This is a genomic window from Peribacillus sp. FSL K6-5616 (genome assembly GCF_038008245.1).
In the GTDB taxonomy this organism is placed as follows: Bacteria; Bacillota; Bacilli; order Bacillales; family DSM-1321; genus Peribacillus; species Peribacillus frigoritolerans.
On sequence record NZ_JBBOYT010000001.1, the window covers coordinates 4,190,301 to 4,205,929 of the forward strand.

Annotated in this window: 13 protein-coding genes and 2 pseudogenes; 3 read left to right on the plus strand and 12 right to left on the minus strand. The window is 39.3% G+C overall.

Features of this window, described 5'->3' with window-relative positions:
• The first annotated feature begins 118 nt into the window (after nt 1-118).
• Nucleotides 119-1,081, plus strand: coding sequence for a D-2-hydroxyacid dehydrogenase (locus MHB45_RS20300; RefSeq protein WP_048678409.1), 963 nt, complete (start codon nt 119-121; stop codon nt 1,079-1,081).
• A 273-nt stretch (nt 1,082-1,354) separates the two neighbouring features.
• Here the strand turns inward: MHB45_RS20300 and MHB45_RS20305 are convergent, their stop codons facing one another.
• From MHB45_RS20305 to uraD, 9 genes and pseudogenes are all read right to left on the minus strand, one after another.
• Nucleotides 1,355-1,774, minus strand: coding sequence for a VOC family protein (locus tag MHB45_RS20305; protein WP_048678408.1), 420 nt, complete (start codon nt 1,772-1,774; stop codon nt 1,355-1,357).
• A 329-nt stretch (nt 1,775-2,103) separates the two neighbouring features.
• Nucleotides 2,104-2,889 (minus strand): carbon-nitrogen hydrolase family protein, encoded by a 786-nt coding sequence (locus tag MHB45_RS20310; protein WP_048678405.1) that lies wholly within the window; start codon nt 2,887-2,889, stop codon nt 2,104-2,106.
• A 16-nt stretch (nt 2,890-2,905) separates the two neighbouring features.
• The gene (locus MHB45_RS20315) at nt 2,906-3,064 is read right to left on the minus strand and encodes a hypothetical protein (RefSeq protein ID WP_153246084.1); all 159 of its coding nucleotides are present in this window, start codon (nt 3,062-3,064) and stop codon (nt 2,906-2,908) included.
• Nucleotides 3,065-3,101: 37 nt separating this feature from the next.
• Nucleotides 3,102-4,013: pseudogene (locus MHB45_RS20320) on the minus strand (VanW family protein).
• A 44-nt stretch (nt 4,014-4,057) separates the two neighbouring features.
• The gene (locus MHB45_RS20325) at nt 4,058-4,912 is read right to left on the minus strand and encodes a hypothetical protein (protein WP_053087354.1); all 855 of its coding nucleotides are present in this window, start codon (nt 4,910-4,912) and stop codon (nt 4,058-4,060) included.
• Nucleotides 4,913-5,818: 906 nt separating this feature from the next.
• Nucleotides 5,819-6,358: a thiol peroxidase gene (gene tpx, locus MHB45_RS20330; protein ID WP_048678402.1), complete on the minus strand. Its 540-nt coding sequence runs from the start codon at nt 6,356-6,358 to the stop codon at nt 5,819-5,821.
• Between the two features lie 30 nt (nt 6,359-6,388).
• Nucleotides 6,389-6,748, minus strand: a complete 360-nt coding sequence (gene uraH / locus MHB45_RS20335; RefSeq protein WP_034304629.1) for a hydroxyisourate hydrolase — start codon at nt 6,746-6,748, stop codon at nt 6,389-6,391.
• Entirely contained in the window at nt 6,748-7,731 is a 984-nt protein-coding gene (pucL, locus tag MHB45_RS20340) for a factor-independent urate hydroxylase (protein ID WP_048678400.1), read from the minus strand. Before pucL ends, uraH begins: the two co-directional genes overlap by 1 nt.
• A 13-nt stretch (nt 7,732-7,744) precedes the next feature.
• Nucleotides 7,745-8,242 carry a 2-oxo-4-hydroxy-4-carboxy-5-ureidoimidazoline decarboxylase gene (uraD, locus tag MHB45_RS20345; RefSeq protein WP_105718765.1) on the minus strand — a complete coding sequence of 166 codons (498 nt, stop codon included), beginning with the start codon at nt 8,240-8,242 and terminating at the stop codon, nt 7,745-7,747.
• Between the two features lie 239 nt (nt 8,243-8,481).
• Between uraD and MHB45_RS20350 the strand changes: the two genes are divergently transcribed.
• Complete coding sequence (locus tag MHB45_RS20350) at nt 8,482-9,672, plus strand: PucR family transcriptional regulator (protein ID WP_048678397.1); 1,191 nt, start codon at nt 8,482-8,484, stop codon at nt 9,670-9,672.
• Between the two features lie 109 nt (nt 9,673-9,781).
• Here MHB45_RS20350 and MHB45_RS20355 read toward each other — a convergent pair whose 3' ends face one another.
• Nucleotides 9,782-10,966 (minus strand): PucR family transcriptional regulator, encoded by a 1,185-nt coding sequence (locus MHB45_RS20355; protein ID WP_048678394.1) that lies wholly within the window; start codon nt 10,964-10,966, stop codon nt 9,782-9,784.
• Nucleotides 10,967-11,213: 247 nt separating this feature from the next.
• Between MHB45_RS20355 and MHB45_RS20360 the strand changes: the two genes are divergently transcribed.
• Nucleotides 11,214-12,554 (plus strand): nucleobase:cation symporter-2 family protein, encoded by a 1,341-nt coding sequence (locus MHB45_RS20360; RefSeq protein WP_340908068.1) that lies wholly within the window; start codon nt 11,214-11,216, stop codon nt 12,552-12,554.
• Between the two features lie 554 nt (nt 12,555-13,108).
• On the opposite strand, the pseudogene MHB45_RS20365 reads toward MHB45_RS20360, so the two are convergent.
• Nucleotides 13,109-14,242 (minus strand): annotated as a pseudogene (locus tag MHB45_RS20365) (glycosyltransferase family 4 protein); the annotation flags it as partial.
• Nucleotides 14,239-15,339 carry a CotS family spore coat protein gene (locus MHB45_RS20370; protein ID WP_048678387.1) on the minus strand — a complete coding sequence of 367 codons (1,101 nt, stop codon included), beginning with the start codon at nt 15,337-15,339 and terminating at the stop codon, nt 14,239-14,241. The gene MHB45_RS20370 and the pseudogene MHB45_RS20365, both read right to left, overlap by 4 nt.
• Nucleotides 15,340-15,629: the final 290 nt, after the last annotated feature.

Sequence of the window (15,629 nt, forward strand, 5' to 3'; positions counted from 1 at the left end):
TCTGGAGAAATTTTAAAAAGCAGTGCATACTCGAAAGTAATGCACTGCTTTTTTATCCATGTACGACTCAGGTGGAAGAATTTATACTATATTTAAAGAATCAATAAGGAGAGAGCCAATGGGGGGTACACACAAACCAAACATTCTTGTATTTAGTCCTATTCAGACAGAGGTCGATGCTTATGCTGATCGTATCCGCAATAGTGGGTTCATATCGGTAAAGACAGCGAAAACTTTGGAGGAAGCAGAAAAATATTTACCAGGCACTGAAGTTATTTTGGGGTGGAATTTCCCGACACAATTACTATGTAAGCCAATTGCCTCATCCGTTCGCTGGTTTCAATCAATGGGAGCAGGGGTCAATGATTTGATTGCAGACCAATCGATACCTCAAAACATTACATTAACTCGAATTATGGACCAATTTGGTGCTTACATCTCTGAATATGTATTTTTGTTTCTCTTGGACATAGTGAAAGACGGTCCTCGGATGAAACAATCGCAATTGGAGCGGAGGTGGGATCCTTTCATTTCTGAAACCCTAAAAGGGAAAACAATCGGGATCGCCGGACTTGGATCGATTGGCGCTGAACTTGTACGTAAAGCTCGAGCATTTGATATGTATGTACATGGGTTAAGCTTTAGTGGAAAACAAGCAACACTCGTGGATCTCCACTTTACTCCAGATCAATGGGGTGAATTTGTAAAAGATCTGGATTATTTGGTCCTAACCCTTCCTTTAACAAATTCCACTTATCATATCATTAACCAGGACCTTCTTTTAGCCATGAAACCCAACGCTTACCTTATCAACGTTGGCCGCGGTGCATTGATAGATGAAGGGGATTTACTATCTGTCATGAGGGAAGGACATCTTCAGGGAGCAGTCCTCGATGTATTTGAGACAGAACCGTTGCCAAAAGAACATGCCTTCTGGTCCATGCCCAATGTGTTTGTCACTTCCCACCTGTCAGGGCCAAGTACGATTAACGAAGTGAGCAACTTTTTCATAGAAAATCTAAAGCGATTTTCAAGTGAACAACCCTTAAGTGGAATGGTAGATCGGAATCGAGGGTATTAAACCCTTAAATAATATTTCAAACAGCCGCATTTTTCATCGGAGGAATGCGGCTTACATTTATTTAGCTTTATATTCCTCTTACAAATCAAAAAGCCCCTCATAAGAGATAGGCTTTTTTTCGATGGAGATAACGCAAGGGTACTATCCATTTAACCAAGAGAAAAAGCTGCCTTAAATGACAGCTGCGATCAGTAACGATTCTATAAATTGTATAAACAAACTAGTGATGCGAGCAGTACAAACTGGACATGCTTTGGATGCCGGCAGCGCGGATCAAGCTTTTCTGTTCGAATCCAGAACATCCAAATAGTGCTGATTGTACATAATGCCTAGGATATTCCCAAAGGGATCAACCACGGATGCAGTAATGAACCCCTGACCGCGAACTGTGGGTGCCTCGTGTTCTTTCGCTCCCATGGACAGCAGCTTCTCGAAAGTTGCTGTCACATCGTCGACGTGCCAGTACACGACAGCACCACCGGCCGCGCCGGTCGACGAACCACCGGGCGCGTAGCGGCTATCGATTAGGCCCAGTTCGTGCTGGTAGTCCCCGAGGCGAAACTCGGCATATCCCGGGCGTTCGAAGTATGGGTCGGTACCCAGCAGCTCTGCGTACCACTTCTTTGCCGCCACTAGATCATCCGCCCAAAAACTGACGGTGGTGAGTCCTCTTAATGTCTTTGTTTCGCTCATAATCGATTTCCTCCTCAATGTTGAGTAAGTAACTATACTTCAATATTTAGGGTCACCGGGTGATTTCCTAGTTGCTGTTCCGATAGCTAGTGTAAACGTCTATGCTGACAACAGTATGTCAGTGTAGGTGAATATTTCATCAAAAGTGGTTTGAACATATATTCCTTTGATTAACTTCGATTTACCTACGAATAAACCCTTTTCTTTTTCAAGAAAATGTCCCGATTGTAGAACAAAGTCCAAACGGCACTGTTGAACTAACCGCCTCTAGCAATAAGAAAAAGCTGCCTTAATGACAGCTCCGTTTCTTCACTAGCGCACCCTTTCTTTCAACAAGAGTTCGTGTATGTTCCCATTATATGTAATCGATGTCGAAATGAGGGGGATAGTAATTCCATGCTTTGTAAATCCCATTCAAAGGTAAGTATGGCTGATTGTTTTGATTTATGAGTCAAGAGGGGTACACCATTTTTTATGATCATGCTTTCTGCATCCCAAAAACGGACCGTTTCGTCTTCGCCAGTACGATTACAGACTATTACGGGCAGCCCTGTTTCTAGTGACCTTTGTTCCCATTCTCCCTCCGGACCATGTAATCCGGGACCCCAGGAAGACGGTGCAAGTAATATTTCTGCTCCTTTTTCAGATAAGGTGCAAGCAATATCTTTGTTATATGCATCTGCACAAATCATAATACCAACCTCAACATTGTCTGTTTTTATTGGCTCTAATACTTCCCCTGGAGCTGACCAATCATCAATAACACTGATTTTACACTGTTTACCTATTAAATGACCTTTTTTATCTATGACAAACACAGAATTATACAACTCTCCGTTCCTGCCTTTTTCAGGGCAGCCCAAAAATACAGTGCTTTTCAAATTCTTTAGTTTACGGCTCAAATTATTCATCCAAGCATCAGGTTGCTTGATAATCCATCCAGTCCCAATCTTATGATTGAATTGAAGTCCGCTGACACATAGTTCGGGTGTTATAATCCATTCGGCATTATTATTTGCTGCAATATGAATGGCTTGTTCAATTAGTTTCTGGTTATGCTCCACATCACCAGCGATGGGCAATAGGTGCAGCAAAGCTATTTTTATTTTTCCCATAGTGATCTCCCAAACATCAACTTATATTAATGGCCATGCTTGTAATGATTGTAGCATAGACATTGATTGGCTTGTTCAAGTAATCAAAAAGCTGGTTCCTCCCCATCTCTAAACAAGCCCTTGCTCCAATGAGCAAAGGCCGTTTTTTACGAGTATCTTCTCTATATATAACCAAGTTTGCCTAAGGTGCCCCCATTCGTATACGTGTACTTTTACGAACGAATAATCTGTTCTTTGGATATCTGCTTTGAAGCATCGGGAATCTTTCGTATTTTATAATTAATCATATCTGAAGAGTAAACCATGATACTCACCATTCCTCCTTGGATCGTAGCACGGATCAGGATCCGGTTGATTATACTTGTTTTTAAAACTAAAATCAGGCCCATACCAGCTTACTGTAGCATCGCGGCCAGATGGAACATACGGAACGCTCCTTGTATGGGAATAGCGTTGAACCGTTTGCAACCCTGCATTGTCGATAGCATTAAACAAGGTGGATGAAACCTGGCAAATCCCTCCGCCAATCCCTTCAGAAAACTCTCCTTTAACGATAACCCGAGCGAGCATATATCCTTTTTCTACAGATCTCTTGCCAACAGCTTGGTTAAAAGAAAAGACCTCTCCTGGAAACACGACATAATTATTAATGGCTTCTGCGGCAAGTGAGATATTATTTGAACGATTTTTATTGTTGACATTAAAATAGGTTCTATATTCACCTATCTTTTTTTCACGAATTTCCGCAAGTATTTCGCTGTCAACCTTTGGATGAATAGCAAGCAAAGGTACTTCTAGTTTGTATGATCTATTACTGTAAAAAAGGAATGAAATTGTTCTTTAAAGGCTTGATGGTATAGCTTGTAACCTGCCCGCCCAGGTAGAATATTACCTTGTTTGTCCATTGTGGCATTTACAGGTTTTTGGTAAACTTGCCGGTCTATTTTTTCGACAAATTGATTGTATTTATCCACGTCCACCATAGGACTATCCAGGTAGGGCATTGTAATATCAGCATGGTTTACACTGGCAATCGTTTGTCCTTGGTGGGTTACCGATAAGCTTTCAGAAATATTCACTGGTTGAACGAATAGCAAAAGTCCGGCAATCCATGTTAATCTCAATTGAATGCACCTCCTGGGTTAGTTTCTTTGAACATTCACAATTTTCACTTCAAATCTTCATAAATTGCATCTTGATCAATAAACCAACGATCGGACAAACTCTCCTTGCGGATCATAAAATGCATAACCTTTATTTCTTTGCCATCTTTCTTCTTATGTATAGCTACTTGAACGGGTACATCCACGAGAAATAGACCATTTAGCTGTTCAGGCGGTTGTCTTAAAGGGTCAACTACTCCAAAATATATAATATCTTTAACAAGTTTATTGACACGGTTAGGGTGACTAGGATTTGATAAGGTCATTGCTAATAATTCCTGATTTCCTTGATTAATGGCAATGGTAAAAATACGTATAAGTTCATAAGGATTTACCGTTTGTATATAATCATCAAGCTTACCAGCAGCTTTCAATATCATTAATTTATGAGAAAGATCTTCGTTTTTCAAACGATGCGTAATACTTCCAGAGAAATGGACACAAAAATGACCTGAAAAACCATTTGGAAGAGCGCCAGCACCATGTGGCATTCCGTGCATAGATGCAGCAATCATTTGATTATTGATTAATACAATAATGGCTCTTCTATTCCAACTCCATTTATTATTATAAATTTTCTTCATGATTTGAGTATCTTCTTTACTTAATGGCTGTACATCGGCATGATGGCTACCTGCTCTTCGTTGTACCTTAAATGATAAACCAGTTTCAATATCGATTATGGTGAAATTTGTTTTATCAGGAATAATGTTGTTTACAATCTCCCAAGGTAACATCTCAATTTTAAAGCTTATGGGTCCTTCTTCATCTTCCCATTCCATTGCATAGACCGACTGATCGACCATTAAGACAAATATAAAAATAGCGATAATTACATGATATAATTTATTGTTTTTCATTTGGCCTCTCCTGCATTTTTTCTTATTATTTCAGGACATAATAATTTGAATACCTTTGAAAATTTGGAAATTCTTCAAATTAAACTCCTCCCTGTTAATTTATGTTCTAAACACTGTGTTTGGGGGAATCAGTAAAAAGGCTAAAAAGGCTCAGTCATGCTAGTGTTGATTGCATCTCTAACTTTTTAAGCAAAATCGAGGATATTAGTTTAAAATCCTCAACTTCCAATAGGTTATATGAACATAAAAGAACCTTCAGATTTTTTTCTGAAGGGATTTTTGTAGAGTATATATGATGCTAAAGATGCTTACATTGATAAATAAAATGGGAATAATGTAAAGCTCTCACTTTCAACAAGAAATAAAAGAAGGCAAGGGCTTTTAAACTTTTATTGTATTAAACCACTGCTCATTCTTAAGTGGGAATGGATATGACCAGAAAAGTTGGTTTTAAAAAGAAAATAGTACCCTCGATAGATTTTACCATTCGCTGGGGGAGAAAATATCATTGCAGGGGCTGTTTATCATCAAGAAATTGAAGTGGAAGGAGCAGAGATGACGGATTTCAGGAGTTTACACGTATACTTATTTCTATTTCAGGTGTTTCTAGCATTGTTATGTTAATTAGTAAGTGAAAACATAAAAAGGGCGCTTCCTCTGATAAGGAAGCGCTTCTATCTTATATAAAGCTATTGGACTTTCATTATAGCATGATTTTACTTCAAATAAAAGTAATTAATGTTTAATTTTAGTAATTATATTTTACATTAGAAAGAGACATGGATAAGTCACTGGAAAACTACTAATTTAATTCAGTATCACCAAAAGACCGTCCAGCTTTTTGTAAATCGGACGGTCTTGCGGATAATGGAATGTACTTTTACTTTCCTTCGTAAGGGAAAATGTTTATTTAGCTGCACCAGCTTTATTTATCACTTCCTTCGCTACCTGCAATGCGGATTCATAATCTGCGTGATCCGTGACTTCCGGTACATATTCCACATACTCAATGGTTCCTTCTTGATTGATTACAAATACTGCCCTGCATTCCAATCGTTGTTCTTTCATATACGTTCCATATGCAGTACCAAATGACAAATCAAAATGGTCGGAGAGAATGGTTATAGCTTCGACATTACTTTCTTTACACCATCTTGCTTGAGCAAAGGGAAGGTCTGCGCTGATAGCCAACACCGCTACATCATCACCCATTTTGCTTGCTTCTTCATTTAAGACCCTTGTTTGTAAATCACATACACCAGTATCAAGCGAAGGAACAGTCGTGATGATGCATGTCTTATTTTTATAGTCTGTTAAATGTGCTTTACGGCGGTCATTTGTTAATAGTGCGAAGTCAGGTGCCTTATCCCCTACTCTTAGTTCGGGACCAATCAAGGTCACTGGATTACCGCCTAAAGTCACTGCACCAGTACGTTCATGTGCCAAATTGAACCCTCCAACTCTCTTACTGATTTACTAGCTTCCTCGATAGGTGCTATATCCTCCCGGAGCAACAAGCAGAGGAACATGATAATGTTCTTCATTACTTCTTATTCCAAAACGAAGTGGGACCTTATTTAAAAATGGCCTTATATTGGGATCATTCGCTCCATCATTGAAATATTCCCCAACATAAAAGACAAGCTCATACTCACCTGGTTTGAGATCATCCCCTTGAAGAAGCGGATCATCAACTCTTCCATCTTTGTTTGTACAGACCTCTTTAATGAAAGAATGGTCTCCCTGTTCTGCTATGGCCCAAAGTTCTATCTTCATCCCTTTTGCCGGCAGACCTTTAGACAGGTCCAAAACATGTGTGGTCAGCTTACTGTCCATTATCGGGAAGCCCCTACCGTTGAATCAGCTGCCTTTTTTTGTTTAACGTCTTCTTGCGTAACGACAAAGCCTTGGAAGCCATACGGAGGACGTGGTTCCTGATAAACACTTCCTTCTGAATTCGGAATGGTTTCCACAACGGTTTCCCAGGTACGGTTATTGGTTTTAAATTGAACATTCGCCAGCTGAGGGAAACGTTCCAGAATCCTAATGCCAATATGATAAATGAGCTGCTGAATCGAACGGTTATTCAGTTCATGAAACACTGTGTTTGCAATATCACAAATTTGTTCCGCTGCTACATATTTTTCTGGATCCGCTCCAGTGCCATCCTCCCAGCGGCTATATTCCCAATCGAAATCCAAGTAGATAAATAGTGGACGATCCTGAGCTTCTGGCAGTGTGGTGTATTCATCTTGAATAAATCCATAAAAAGAGCTTCCTTTAACCTTGATTAAATGGACATCGACTATTCCACTTGAATGCTTAACGATTTTGCTTCCGGTAGGTGTCCTTTTGACTTCGATTGTAGTGGTAGCCCTTTCATTTCTGGAACATCGATAGACAACATCACTATTTTCATGTCCTTCCCCTTTTGGAACGAGTACATGATCGAAGGGAACTTCAGTTGCTGTCAGTTCCACTGCATCTATGTGGCTATACTTATCAAGGAAGACTTCACATATGAACTTTAAAAATCCTTCCGCCGTATTTCCTTGATAATTGGCCGCCTGGCGATGAATGATGTTTTTCATGGAATCCGTTGCAACCACCAAGCTATTATCTCCTTCCGTAAAAGAAGATAAAAAAGCTTCTCCTTTCAGAGAGATCTGGCAATTGAATCCAAAAATAGTATTATCTCTTTCTGTGAAACTTGATTCCGGTATTTTCCTCAAACCTGTAAGAGGCTGCACAAAAGTCCTATATACAAATACATCCCCTTTACCGTAAAACATCGTTCTGTTTTCATTTTGAGCTGTCATATTATTCCTCCTCCTAGTTTATAAAATCAGATAACCTGTGGCTGGCAATTAAGTGGATTTGCTTGATCGCTTCCTTAAGTTCATTTGCCTGATCCAAACCAATCCTTCTTTTCATCTCTGCCTTTATCACCGTTTTATCGCTGCCACGGACAGCAAATATGAACGGAAATCCAAACTTTTCTTTATACTGATTATTCAACGCATGAAATTCTTCATATTCATCCGGAGAAAGCGAATTCAAACCGGCTGCGGATTGTTCTTTAACTGATGCTTCAGCCATATCAATCCGGGCTGCTAGGTCCGGGTGAGACTTGATTAATTGGAGCTGTTCCGATAATGAGGCATTCTGCACAACAACTTCCATTTTCTGCTTTAGGTCGTCTAAGGAAATGAATGGCTTGTACTCCCATGAACGCTCTGCTATCCATGGAGAATGTTCATATACCCAACCTAACTTTTGGATGAATTCCACCTTGTTCAACTCATTAATGCTATTAAGGTCAGATATCAATACGGGCCCTCCCTTCTTCCAATTATTTTTATAATTCAAAACATTCTTAACTTAATTGAATTATATACATGCATTCCTTTATAGGTCATTAGCTGAAAAAGCTAATATTTTTCCAACCCCTTTGTGCTTACCGCACTCACCGTTTAAAGAACAGGCCATCCTTATAGCTTGGCTTCTGTTGCCAATATTCAAAAAATTAGTTAAATTAGAGAAAAAAGGCACAGCGAAGGGGACCTATCATGCATTTAACGATGACTGATGCATTAAAATTACCACAGATCAAACAATGCCAAGTGGCAGCTGGCATGCAGGGACTTAATAGAGAAATAGAATCCATCAATAGCTTTGATGCTCCTGATGTGCTTTCCTGGTTGAAGCCAAATGAATTGATTCTAACAACCGGATACTTATTTCAAGATAATCCGCAACAATTAGACCAATTCGTAATCGAATTGGCAAAAATGAATTGTTCAGGATTGTTCATCAAACTGGAAGAAATTCCGCAAACCACCATCAGCATTGCCAATATGGCCAATTTGCCTATTCTCAAAATCCCCCCTGAGTTTTCGTTATCAGATATCATGTCTCCCCTGCTTCGTGAAATTGTAAAGAGACAGAATGAACAAAAAGAGAAAAGCTATGGTATGGAAGATATTTCCTGGGTTGGTGCCGAAAATTTAAGTTACGGGATTTTAGGAATGACGGAGGACAAATCCAGCGTCCAACAAATTACTGGGGGATTCATATGTACGGTTTTACCTTTAACGCTGCAATGGAATCAAAAGAATGATCCCATTACTTATAAACAGCTTATCAAAACAATCGAAACATTAACCGAGCAAAATAAAATCGATAAGCTCATAAGGAATATCAAGGGCAGTCTAGTTATCATTTATCTGGATACCATCCCCCTAGGGAGCACCCGCTTTTATTCACAAGTCACCCAGATAAGCCAACAAATTATTTCTACTTTATCTAAACACCTGCCAATGGAACTTACGCTAGGAGTCGGTAACTATCATACAGGTATTAATAACCTGGCCAATAGCCTACAGGAAGCTTTACAATCTATTGATTTGGGAAAACGATTGAACCCAGGAAAGGAAGTTTACGGCTACAAAGAATTAATAACATTTAAGATTTTGCAGTATGCTCCAAAAAATGTGCTCATGGATATTGTTACAGGTAATTTAGCACCGCTGAAGGACCATGACGATGAAACCCAGTCTGATCTGATCAAAACCTTGGAGGCCTATTTGCAATGCAATCTTCGACCTGCTGAAACGGCCAGAATAATGGGGGTGCACCGAAACACTATCCATTTTCGAATTAAAAGCATAAAAAAACGATTAGGAATGGACTTAAGCAATGATGATCTGTTCACTATAAAACTTGCCCTATATGCCAAACGTCTGCTGGATAACCAATAAGAAAATGGCCCATACACATGAAAAACTGCCAGGGATCCTTCATTCCCTGGCAGTTTTTCATGTGCAGTAACACTTGATTCCCGATTCATTCAAATTATGCTTCCTTTACTTAGTCATGTAATAACTTCGCAGCTTTTATACTAAACTGCAATTTAAAAGCAATATCCCTCGATTTTAAATCAACTCCCAATAATTCTTCAATTCTAGACAAACGGAACTTTACAGTATTTCGATGCACAAACAAAGCCCGTGCCGCATCTTCTATTCTCCCTCTTGAAAATAGATAGGTTTCCAGCGTTTTTAACAACTCCCCCTCATTTTCCCTATCATATACAATAATCGGCTGAATCATGGATAGCACGTATTGAGTCATGGCATCCTTAGGGATTTGATTTATTAGATCTTCAACTTCAACGCTTGCGTAATCATTGATATTAGTCGGGTTAAGCCTCGAGCCAAGTTGAATGGCCTTTTTAGCTTCAATAAACCCTTCTTTCATATTGTAGATTTCTTTTTTCACCTTGCTTAACCCCATGGATAGTGAAGTGCCAGGATCATCTTTGGATATAAGACCTTCTAAAAGGATGGCAATTCGTTGAGCCTGCATAAGAAGGTGTTCATCAGTCACCATTCCTTTCCCTTGCAGAATAATTAATTGACCATCGAAGTCGATATTCCAATACTTGAAATCTTCCCTTTCCGTTTGGTTTAATTTCTCCAACATTCTGCCAATTGGAAAGAATGAATCCCCTTCTTCTTTCGTTCCGTTTATTAAGAGCAGAATATAGGGCCTATCGGGATTAAAGCCAAATTCCTGTAATTGGGGGATAAAAGATGTACTCCTATTTTCCCCATTCAAAAGAGAATGAAAAACTTCAACACTTCCTTTTCCATTGTTTTTCACTTTCTCCTTATTAACAAGTTCATATGTAAAGCTGAATAATAAGTCGGATAAAGGCATTTCATAAGGAATCTCCAGCAATGGGAAATTGTACTTGTTCGCTTCTTCCACCATTCCAGGAGGAATCGTAGAAAGAAACCGCTTAAGCTTGATAGCTAATCCAGCACTTCCTCTTTTCGACAATTCCCTAACAAGATTGATTTGAGCATTCAGGTCATCCTTAAACACATAACCGGTTGTCAGCAGGAGTTCCCCTCGTTTAATCCATGATATATCCGGATGATCCATTATACTTACTGAATTAATTACCCGAGTTAACCCTTGACTTCCTCCAATAACTTCCACTTGGTTTAGGGCAGGAAGTTTCAAAGCTTTTTCGATCGTTAAATACATATTTCTCCCCCTATTCTTCTTAATTATATACAGAATGAACTTGAATGAATATTCATATTTTTCCAAAAAATAGTCTTGATTTAGCATTATGGCGGTGATAATATAAAAATACACCGATTTTGTAAATAGCGTTTCTTAATAAGCAACAGCAAAACCATCCATAAGGAAGTATTTACAAAATCACAAGGAGGCGATTTCGTTACATTCATATAATTGGAAAGTCGTGACTAATTAAAAGGGGGCAAACATGGAAAAATTGAGCAAACTAAACACGTTATTGTTAGGTTTACAGCATGTTTGTGTAATGTATGGAGGAGCGGTAGCTGTTCCACTAATCGTCGGTCCTGCAATCGGCTTGACACAAGAACAGATCATATACCTGATCTCGTTTGATTTACTCGCCTGCGGGATAGTCACCTTGCTTCAAGTTATTGGCGGTAAAGGATTTGGTATAAGGTTACCTGCTTTAATGGCTGTTTCTTTTATCGTGGTTGAGCCAGTAATAGCCATAGGATCGGTCCATAGTATAACCGGGGTTTTAGGCGCAGTTATGGTATCCGGAATAATTGTTGCCATTTTATCAGGAGTAATCGGTAAATTAATACCCTATTTCCCACCAATTGTTGCAGGGTCCGTCATATTAATCATAGGCGTGTCATTAATGCCAGTTGCCATGAAAAATGCAGCGGGCGGAGTCGGTTCCCCCACCTTTGGAGATCCTATGAATCTAATGCTAGCTTGTTTTACACTAGTAAGTTTCCTTTTATTGAATACACTTACTAAAGGTTTCTTGAAAGCGATTTCAGTTCTTTTCGCCATGATTCTTGGCACTATATTGGCTGGTTTTTTAGGTATGGTCGATACCTCCGGCTTTATAGAGGCTAGCTGGTTTACAATGGTGACTCCTTTTTATTTTGGGGTACCTACCTTCGACCTTTCATCTATTATCACCATGACAATCATATCTTTAATCATAGCTGTGGAAAGTATAGGCGTCTTTTTGACACTCGGGGAAGTATGCGGGAAGGAAATAACCGAAAAAGATGTGGAAAAGGGCCTCCGTGCAGAAGGAATAGGGAGCTTCATAAGCGGTATCTTCAACTCTTTCAACCATTCTACCTTCTCACAAAATGTTGGCTTGGTCTTGCTGACAAAGGTAACTCAGCGCTCGGTAGTAGTCACGGCAGGTTGTATCCTAATCTTTCTAGCTTTTGTGCCTAAGGTTGCCGGTCTTACGACAATGATCCCTTTACCCGTTCTGGGCGGGGCCATGATACCAATGTTCGGCATGCTTCTTTCTGCAGCTTTGGGGATGATAGCCAAAGCGGATTTAAGCAAACCTTCCAATCAATTGACGATTGCACTTGGAATAGGAGTCGGTCTGGCAGTCAAGGGGGTCCCGGAAGCATTCGATAAATTCCCGGAAACAGTCCAATTAATATGTGGAAACGGAGTCGTGATGGGTACAATAACACTGGTTGTGTTAAATGCCATCCTGAATGGAAAAACAAATCCATCCATTACACACCATCATTCCATATCCGAAATTCAACCAAGCATGAGCCAGAATATTAATATCCACCCTTAGAAAGTAGCGGACAAGGCAATTCTCTAAGGGTGTCTAGTTGGCTAGGTTCTCCAACACTTTTAATTATAACCTTATTCAGGGAATTTTCAAACAAATAATACAAGCACCTTGCAACAGCCTATTTAATAGGTTAGCAAGGTGCTTTTTTTTACTCAATTATGGCTCTTCAACTTGTTTCATTTGAAAGGAGAGCGATATAACCCTCCAAAAATTTGGAGTCACTCCCGAAATTCCCGACCTTTTTCGAGTCTACATTCAAGGGGTCCCTTAAATTGTATTTTTTTTACAAAGCCTGATTCCGTGGGGTGTCATTGACAAATTTTCCGCATAATAAAATTGACACTTGGGGTGGTTCTGGAGAGCTATAAGCTTAACTTCCTTAGCTTATTAGAGGGTAATAGAGGTAGGTCCTGCAGATGCATCATCGCCAATCATTTTGTTTTTCGTACCCTTTAGGAATGGTTCAAATAAATGTGATCCGTAACCCCTTCAGCACCAGTGACAAGTATTTTGTAAGCGCAATTCACATCCACTCTTGATTGGTTATACAGTTATTTTTTCCAAACTTCAAGTATTTCAGATCCTACTCGATCCCATTCATATAAGCTTAAGGCAAGTTCCCTGCCTCGTTCGCCCATTTTTTTCATTAGTGACCTGTTTGATAGAATTTCTGTAATCTTCTCTGTAAAACACCCAGGATCTTCTGGATTCTCTACTACAAGCCCATTCTCCCTTATACGAATGACCTCTGGATTTCCGCCTCTTGCAGTTGTTACGATTGGAAGCCCTGAAGCCATCGCTTCATAATGGACGCGCGCAAGCGGTTCTTGCCATATTGATGTACACACGAATAAATCGGCAGCAGCGAACCAATTTTGTATTTCACTAGGTGCGACAAAACCAGTTGAAACAACTGGGATAGGCAGCTTTTTGGCCAATGCTCTTACATAAGCTACATAATCGGTAACATCATTTTGGCTGAACCATTTACTTCCGACAATAACTAAAGCCAAATCCTTAAATTTACTTGAAAGCTCAGGCAGTGCCCGAATTAACCTATCTACACCTTTATTACTTGAAAGTCTACCTGCAAATAGTATGACCGTTTTGTTTTCAAGACCGTTCGCTTTACGTAATTCATTACGGATTTTTTGCATTTTCGGGTGACTGCCGGGCAGGAATCGATTGGTGTCAACACCAGAATAGATGGTGCGGATCTTTGATGAAGCTTGTGGATATAAACTTTTTATGACATTGCCTATATAATCACTCACCGTTACAATATTCGTAACTTCGTCTATGGCTGCTTTTGCTTCCTCCGGATTGATTTTCTCTGGATTAAACATATCATTATGCATGCTAAGGGTAATTTTTGAATGAGGGGCTGCTTTTCGGACAGGAAGGACTAGCCGAGGCCGATTGAATATATGAATTAGATCGAAATGATTTGCTTTAAGATAGCTGACAACCTCTTCTCGATATACTTCGAATATTTTTCCAGGTACACGTACATAACGGTTTCCATCAATCGTCTCTTGATCAGGGAGTGATGGATCATTAATACCTAAAACCGTAATATCATGGGCTTTACTTAAATGCGGCAGGATGCCTGAGATATAGGTTTGAATGGCCCCGCCCAGTACCGGAGGAACAGGAAGCTTTTCGGTACAAATCATTAAAATTTTCATGTTTGTTCCATTCCCTTCCAATCATCTTTAATTTCTTCTAACACTGGCCATTTTGTTTGATCGGTATCAACAATTGTTTGAATCATCGCTGTTGTTTGATCAGTTAGAAATAATTCAGGTTCATATACTACTTCTTTAACATTCTTGTAAAATTCATTTGGAGCAGATAAATCGATCATTAAGATATCATATAGTTGCGATGAAATTGGATTTGCCTCGTGATAGGACTTGATCATTTCCCTTACCCAAGTTGCATCCCATCTATATAAATCCGCCATTGTGCCGGTAATCAGTTTTCTTAAATCGCGAATGGGAAGGTCATAAGCAACACCGTCAAGGTCAATAATCCACATTCCATTAGAGCCCATTTGACCATTTGACCAGCCATAATCTTGATGCACTAATCCCCAATATTCATTACCTTGTTTCGCTAGCTCTAGATAGCTTGATTCACTTAATCTTTCTAAGCTTCTTTTTGCTTGTTCTTCAAAATCATTTAAAACATTCAGCAAATAGGGGCTTGCAGGCATTTCTTCATATGCATTAGCAATGTTCCGAAACCAATCCATCTTATTGATGACTTTTTCATAAGTCGCTGGCCATTTATATAACCGGGATGCAACTTCAGCTTGTTTAGGCGGAACATACCCTTTGCTTAAAAGGTGGAATTCGCCGAGAGCATTACAAAGATGTTTGGCTCCTTCCAAATCCTTTGATACAGGTGCCAATGATTCGATCCACTCAGCGACGAACCATAACTTCCCTCCAGCCTCAACATAATCCTTTCCATCTTTTGTTTTCACGATGGGCGGTACTCTTGCTTCCTTAACATTAACTAAATATTCTTGAGCTCCTAAGCTAAACATGCTTCTTGTAGGTCTTCTGTGTAAAAGTTTTAAACTCTTTGGCCCTGAACTTGTTTCCATTTTCCATATAGAGCCGCCTTTATCTGGTTTTGTTGTAACAACTTGAATGTTCTGAACGGAGAAACCGTAATGTTCAAGAACTTCCAGTGCCATTTTTTCAATATATTCAGGAACAAAAAACTCATGAGTGAGCTCATCTTCTTCCCAAGGCACAATTATTGCTTTCTCCATGAAAACCCCTCCTGTGATATATATAAAAGTATTTTCCGCCAAAATAAGGGCAAGGTCACGACAGATTCATTATGTTCTAATATCAGGCTGTATCCATATACAAGCATAATTTTCTAATGTTGAATATTGTTCTTTATTAAATACCCATGATTAATCAACACCGCTGGAGTAACCATACTTTTTAATAAACTATGTGGAAAAAAAACTTTTGTATCAGACAATTCACCCAAATTGTTAGGTAATTGGGTTCTCCTGCAAATATGACCAATTTGAAACATAGAATCTCAATA

Coding starts and splice junctions, on each gene's coding strand:
- MHB45_RS20300 (WP_048678409.1), top strand. CDS start 119: ATGGGGGGTACACACAAACCAAACATTCTTGTATTTAGTCCTATTCAG.
- MHB45_RS20305 (WP_048678408.1), bottom strand. CDS start 1,774: ATGAGCGAAACAAAGACATTAAGAGGACTCACCACCGTCAGTTTTTGG.
- MHB45_RS20310 (WP_048678405.1), bottom strand. CDS start 2,889: ATGGGAAAAATAAAAATAGCTTTGCTGCACCTATTGCCCATCGCTGGT.
- MHB45_RS20325 (WP_053087354.1), bottom strand. CDS start 4,912: ATGAAAAACAATAAATTATATCATGTAATTATCGCTATTTTTATATTT.
- uraH (WP_034304629.1), bottom strand. CDS start 6,748: ATGGACAGTAAGCTGACCACACATGTTTTGGACCTGTCTAAAGGTCTG.
- pucL (WP_048678400.1), bottom strand. CDS start 7,731: ATGACAGCTCAAAATGAAAACAGAACGATGTTTTACGGTAAAGGGGAT.
- MHB45_RS20350 (WP_048678397.1), top strand. CDS start 8,482: ATGCATTTAACGATGACTGATGCATTAAAATTACCACAGATCAAACAA.
- MHB45_RS20355 (WP_048678394.1), bottom strand. CDS start 10,966: ATGTATTTAACGATCGAAAAAGCTTTGAAACTTCCTGCCCTAAACCAA.
- MHB45_RS20360 (WP_340908068.1), top strand. CDS start 11,214: ATGGAAAAATTGAGCAAACTAAACACGTTATTGTTAGGTTTACAGCAT.
- MHB45_RS20370 (WP_048678387.1), bottom strand. CDS start 15,339: ATGGAGAAAGCAATAATTGTGCCTTGGGAAGAAGATGAGCTCACTCAT.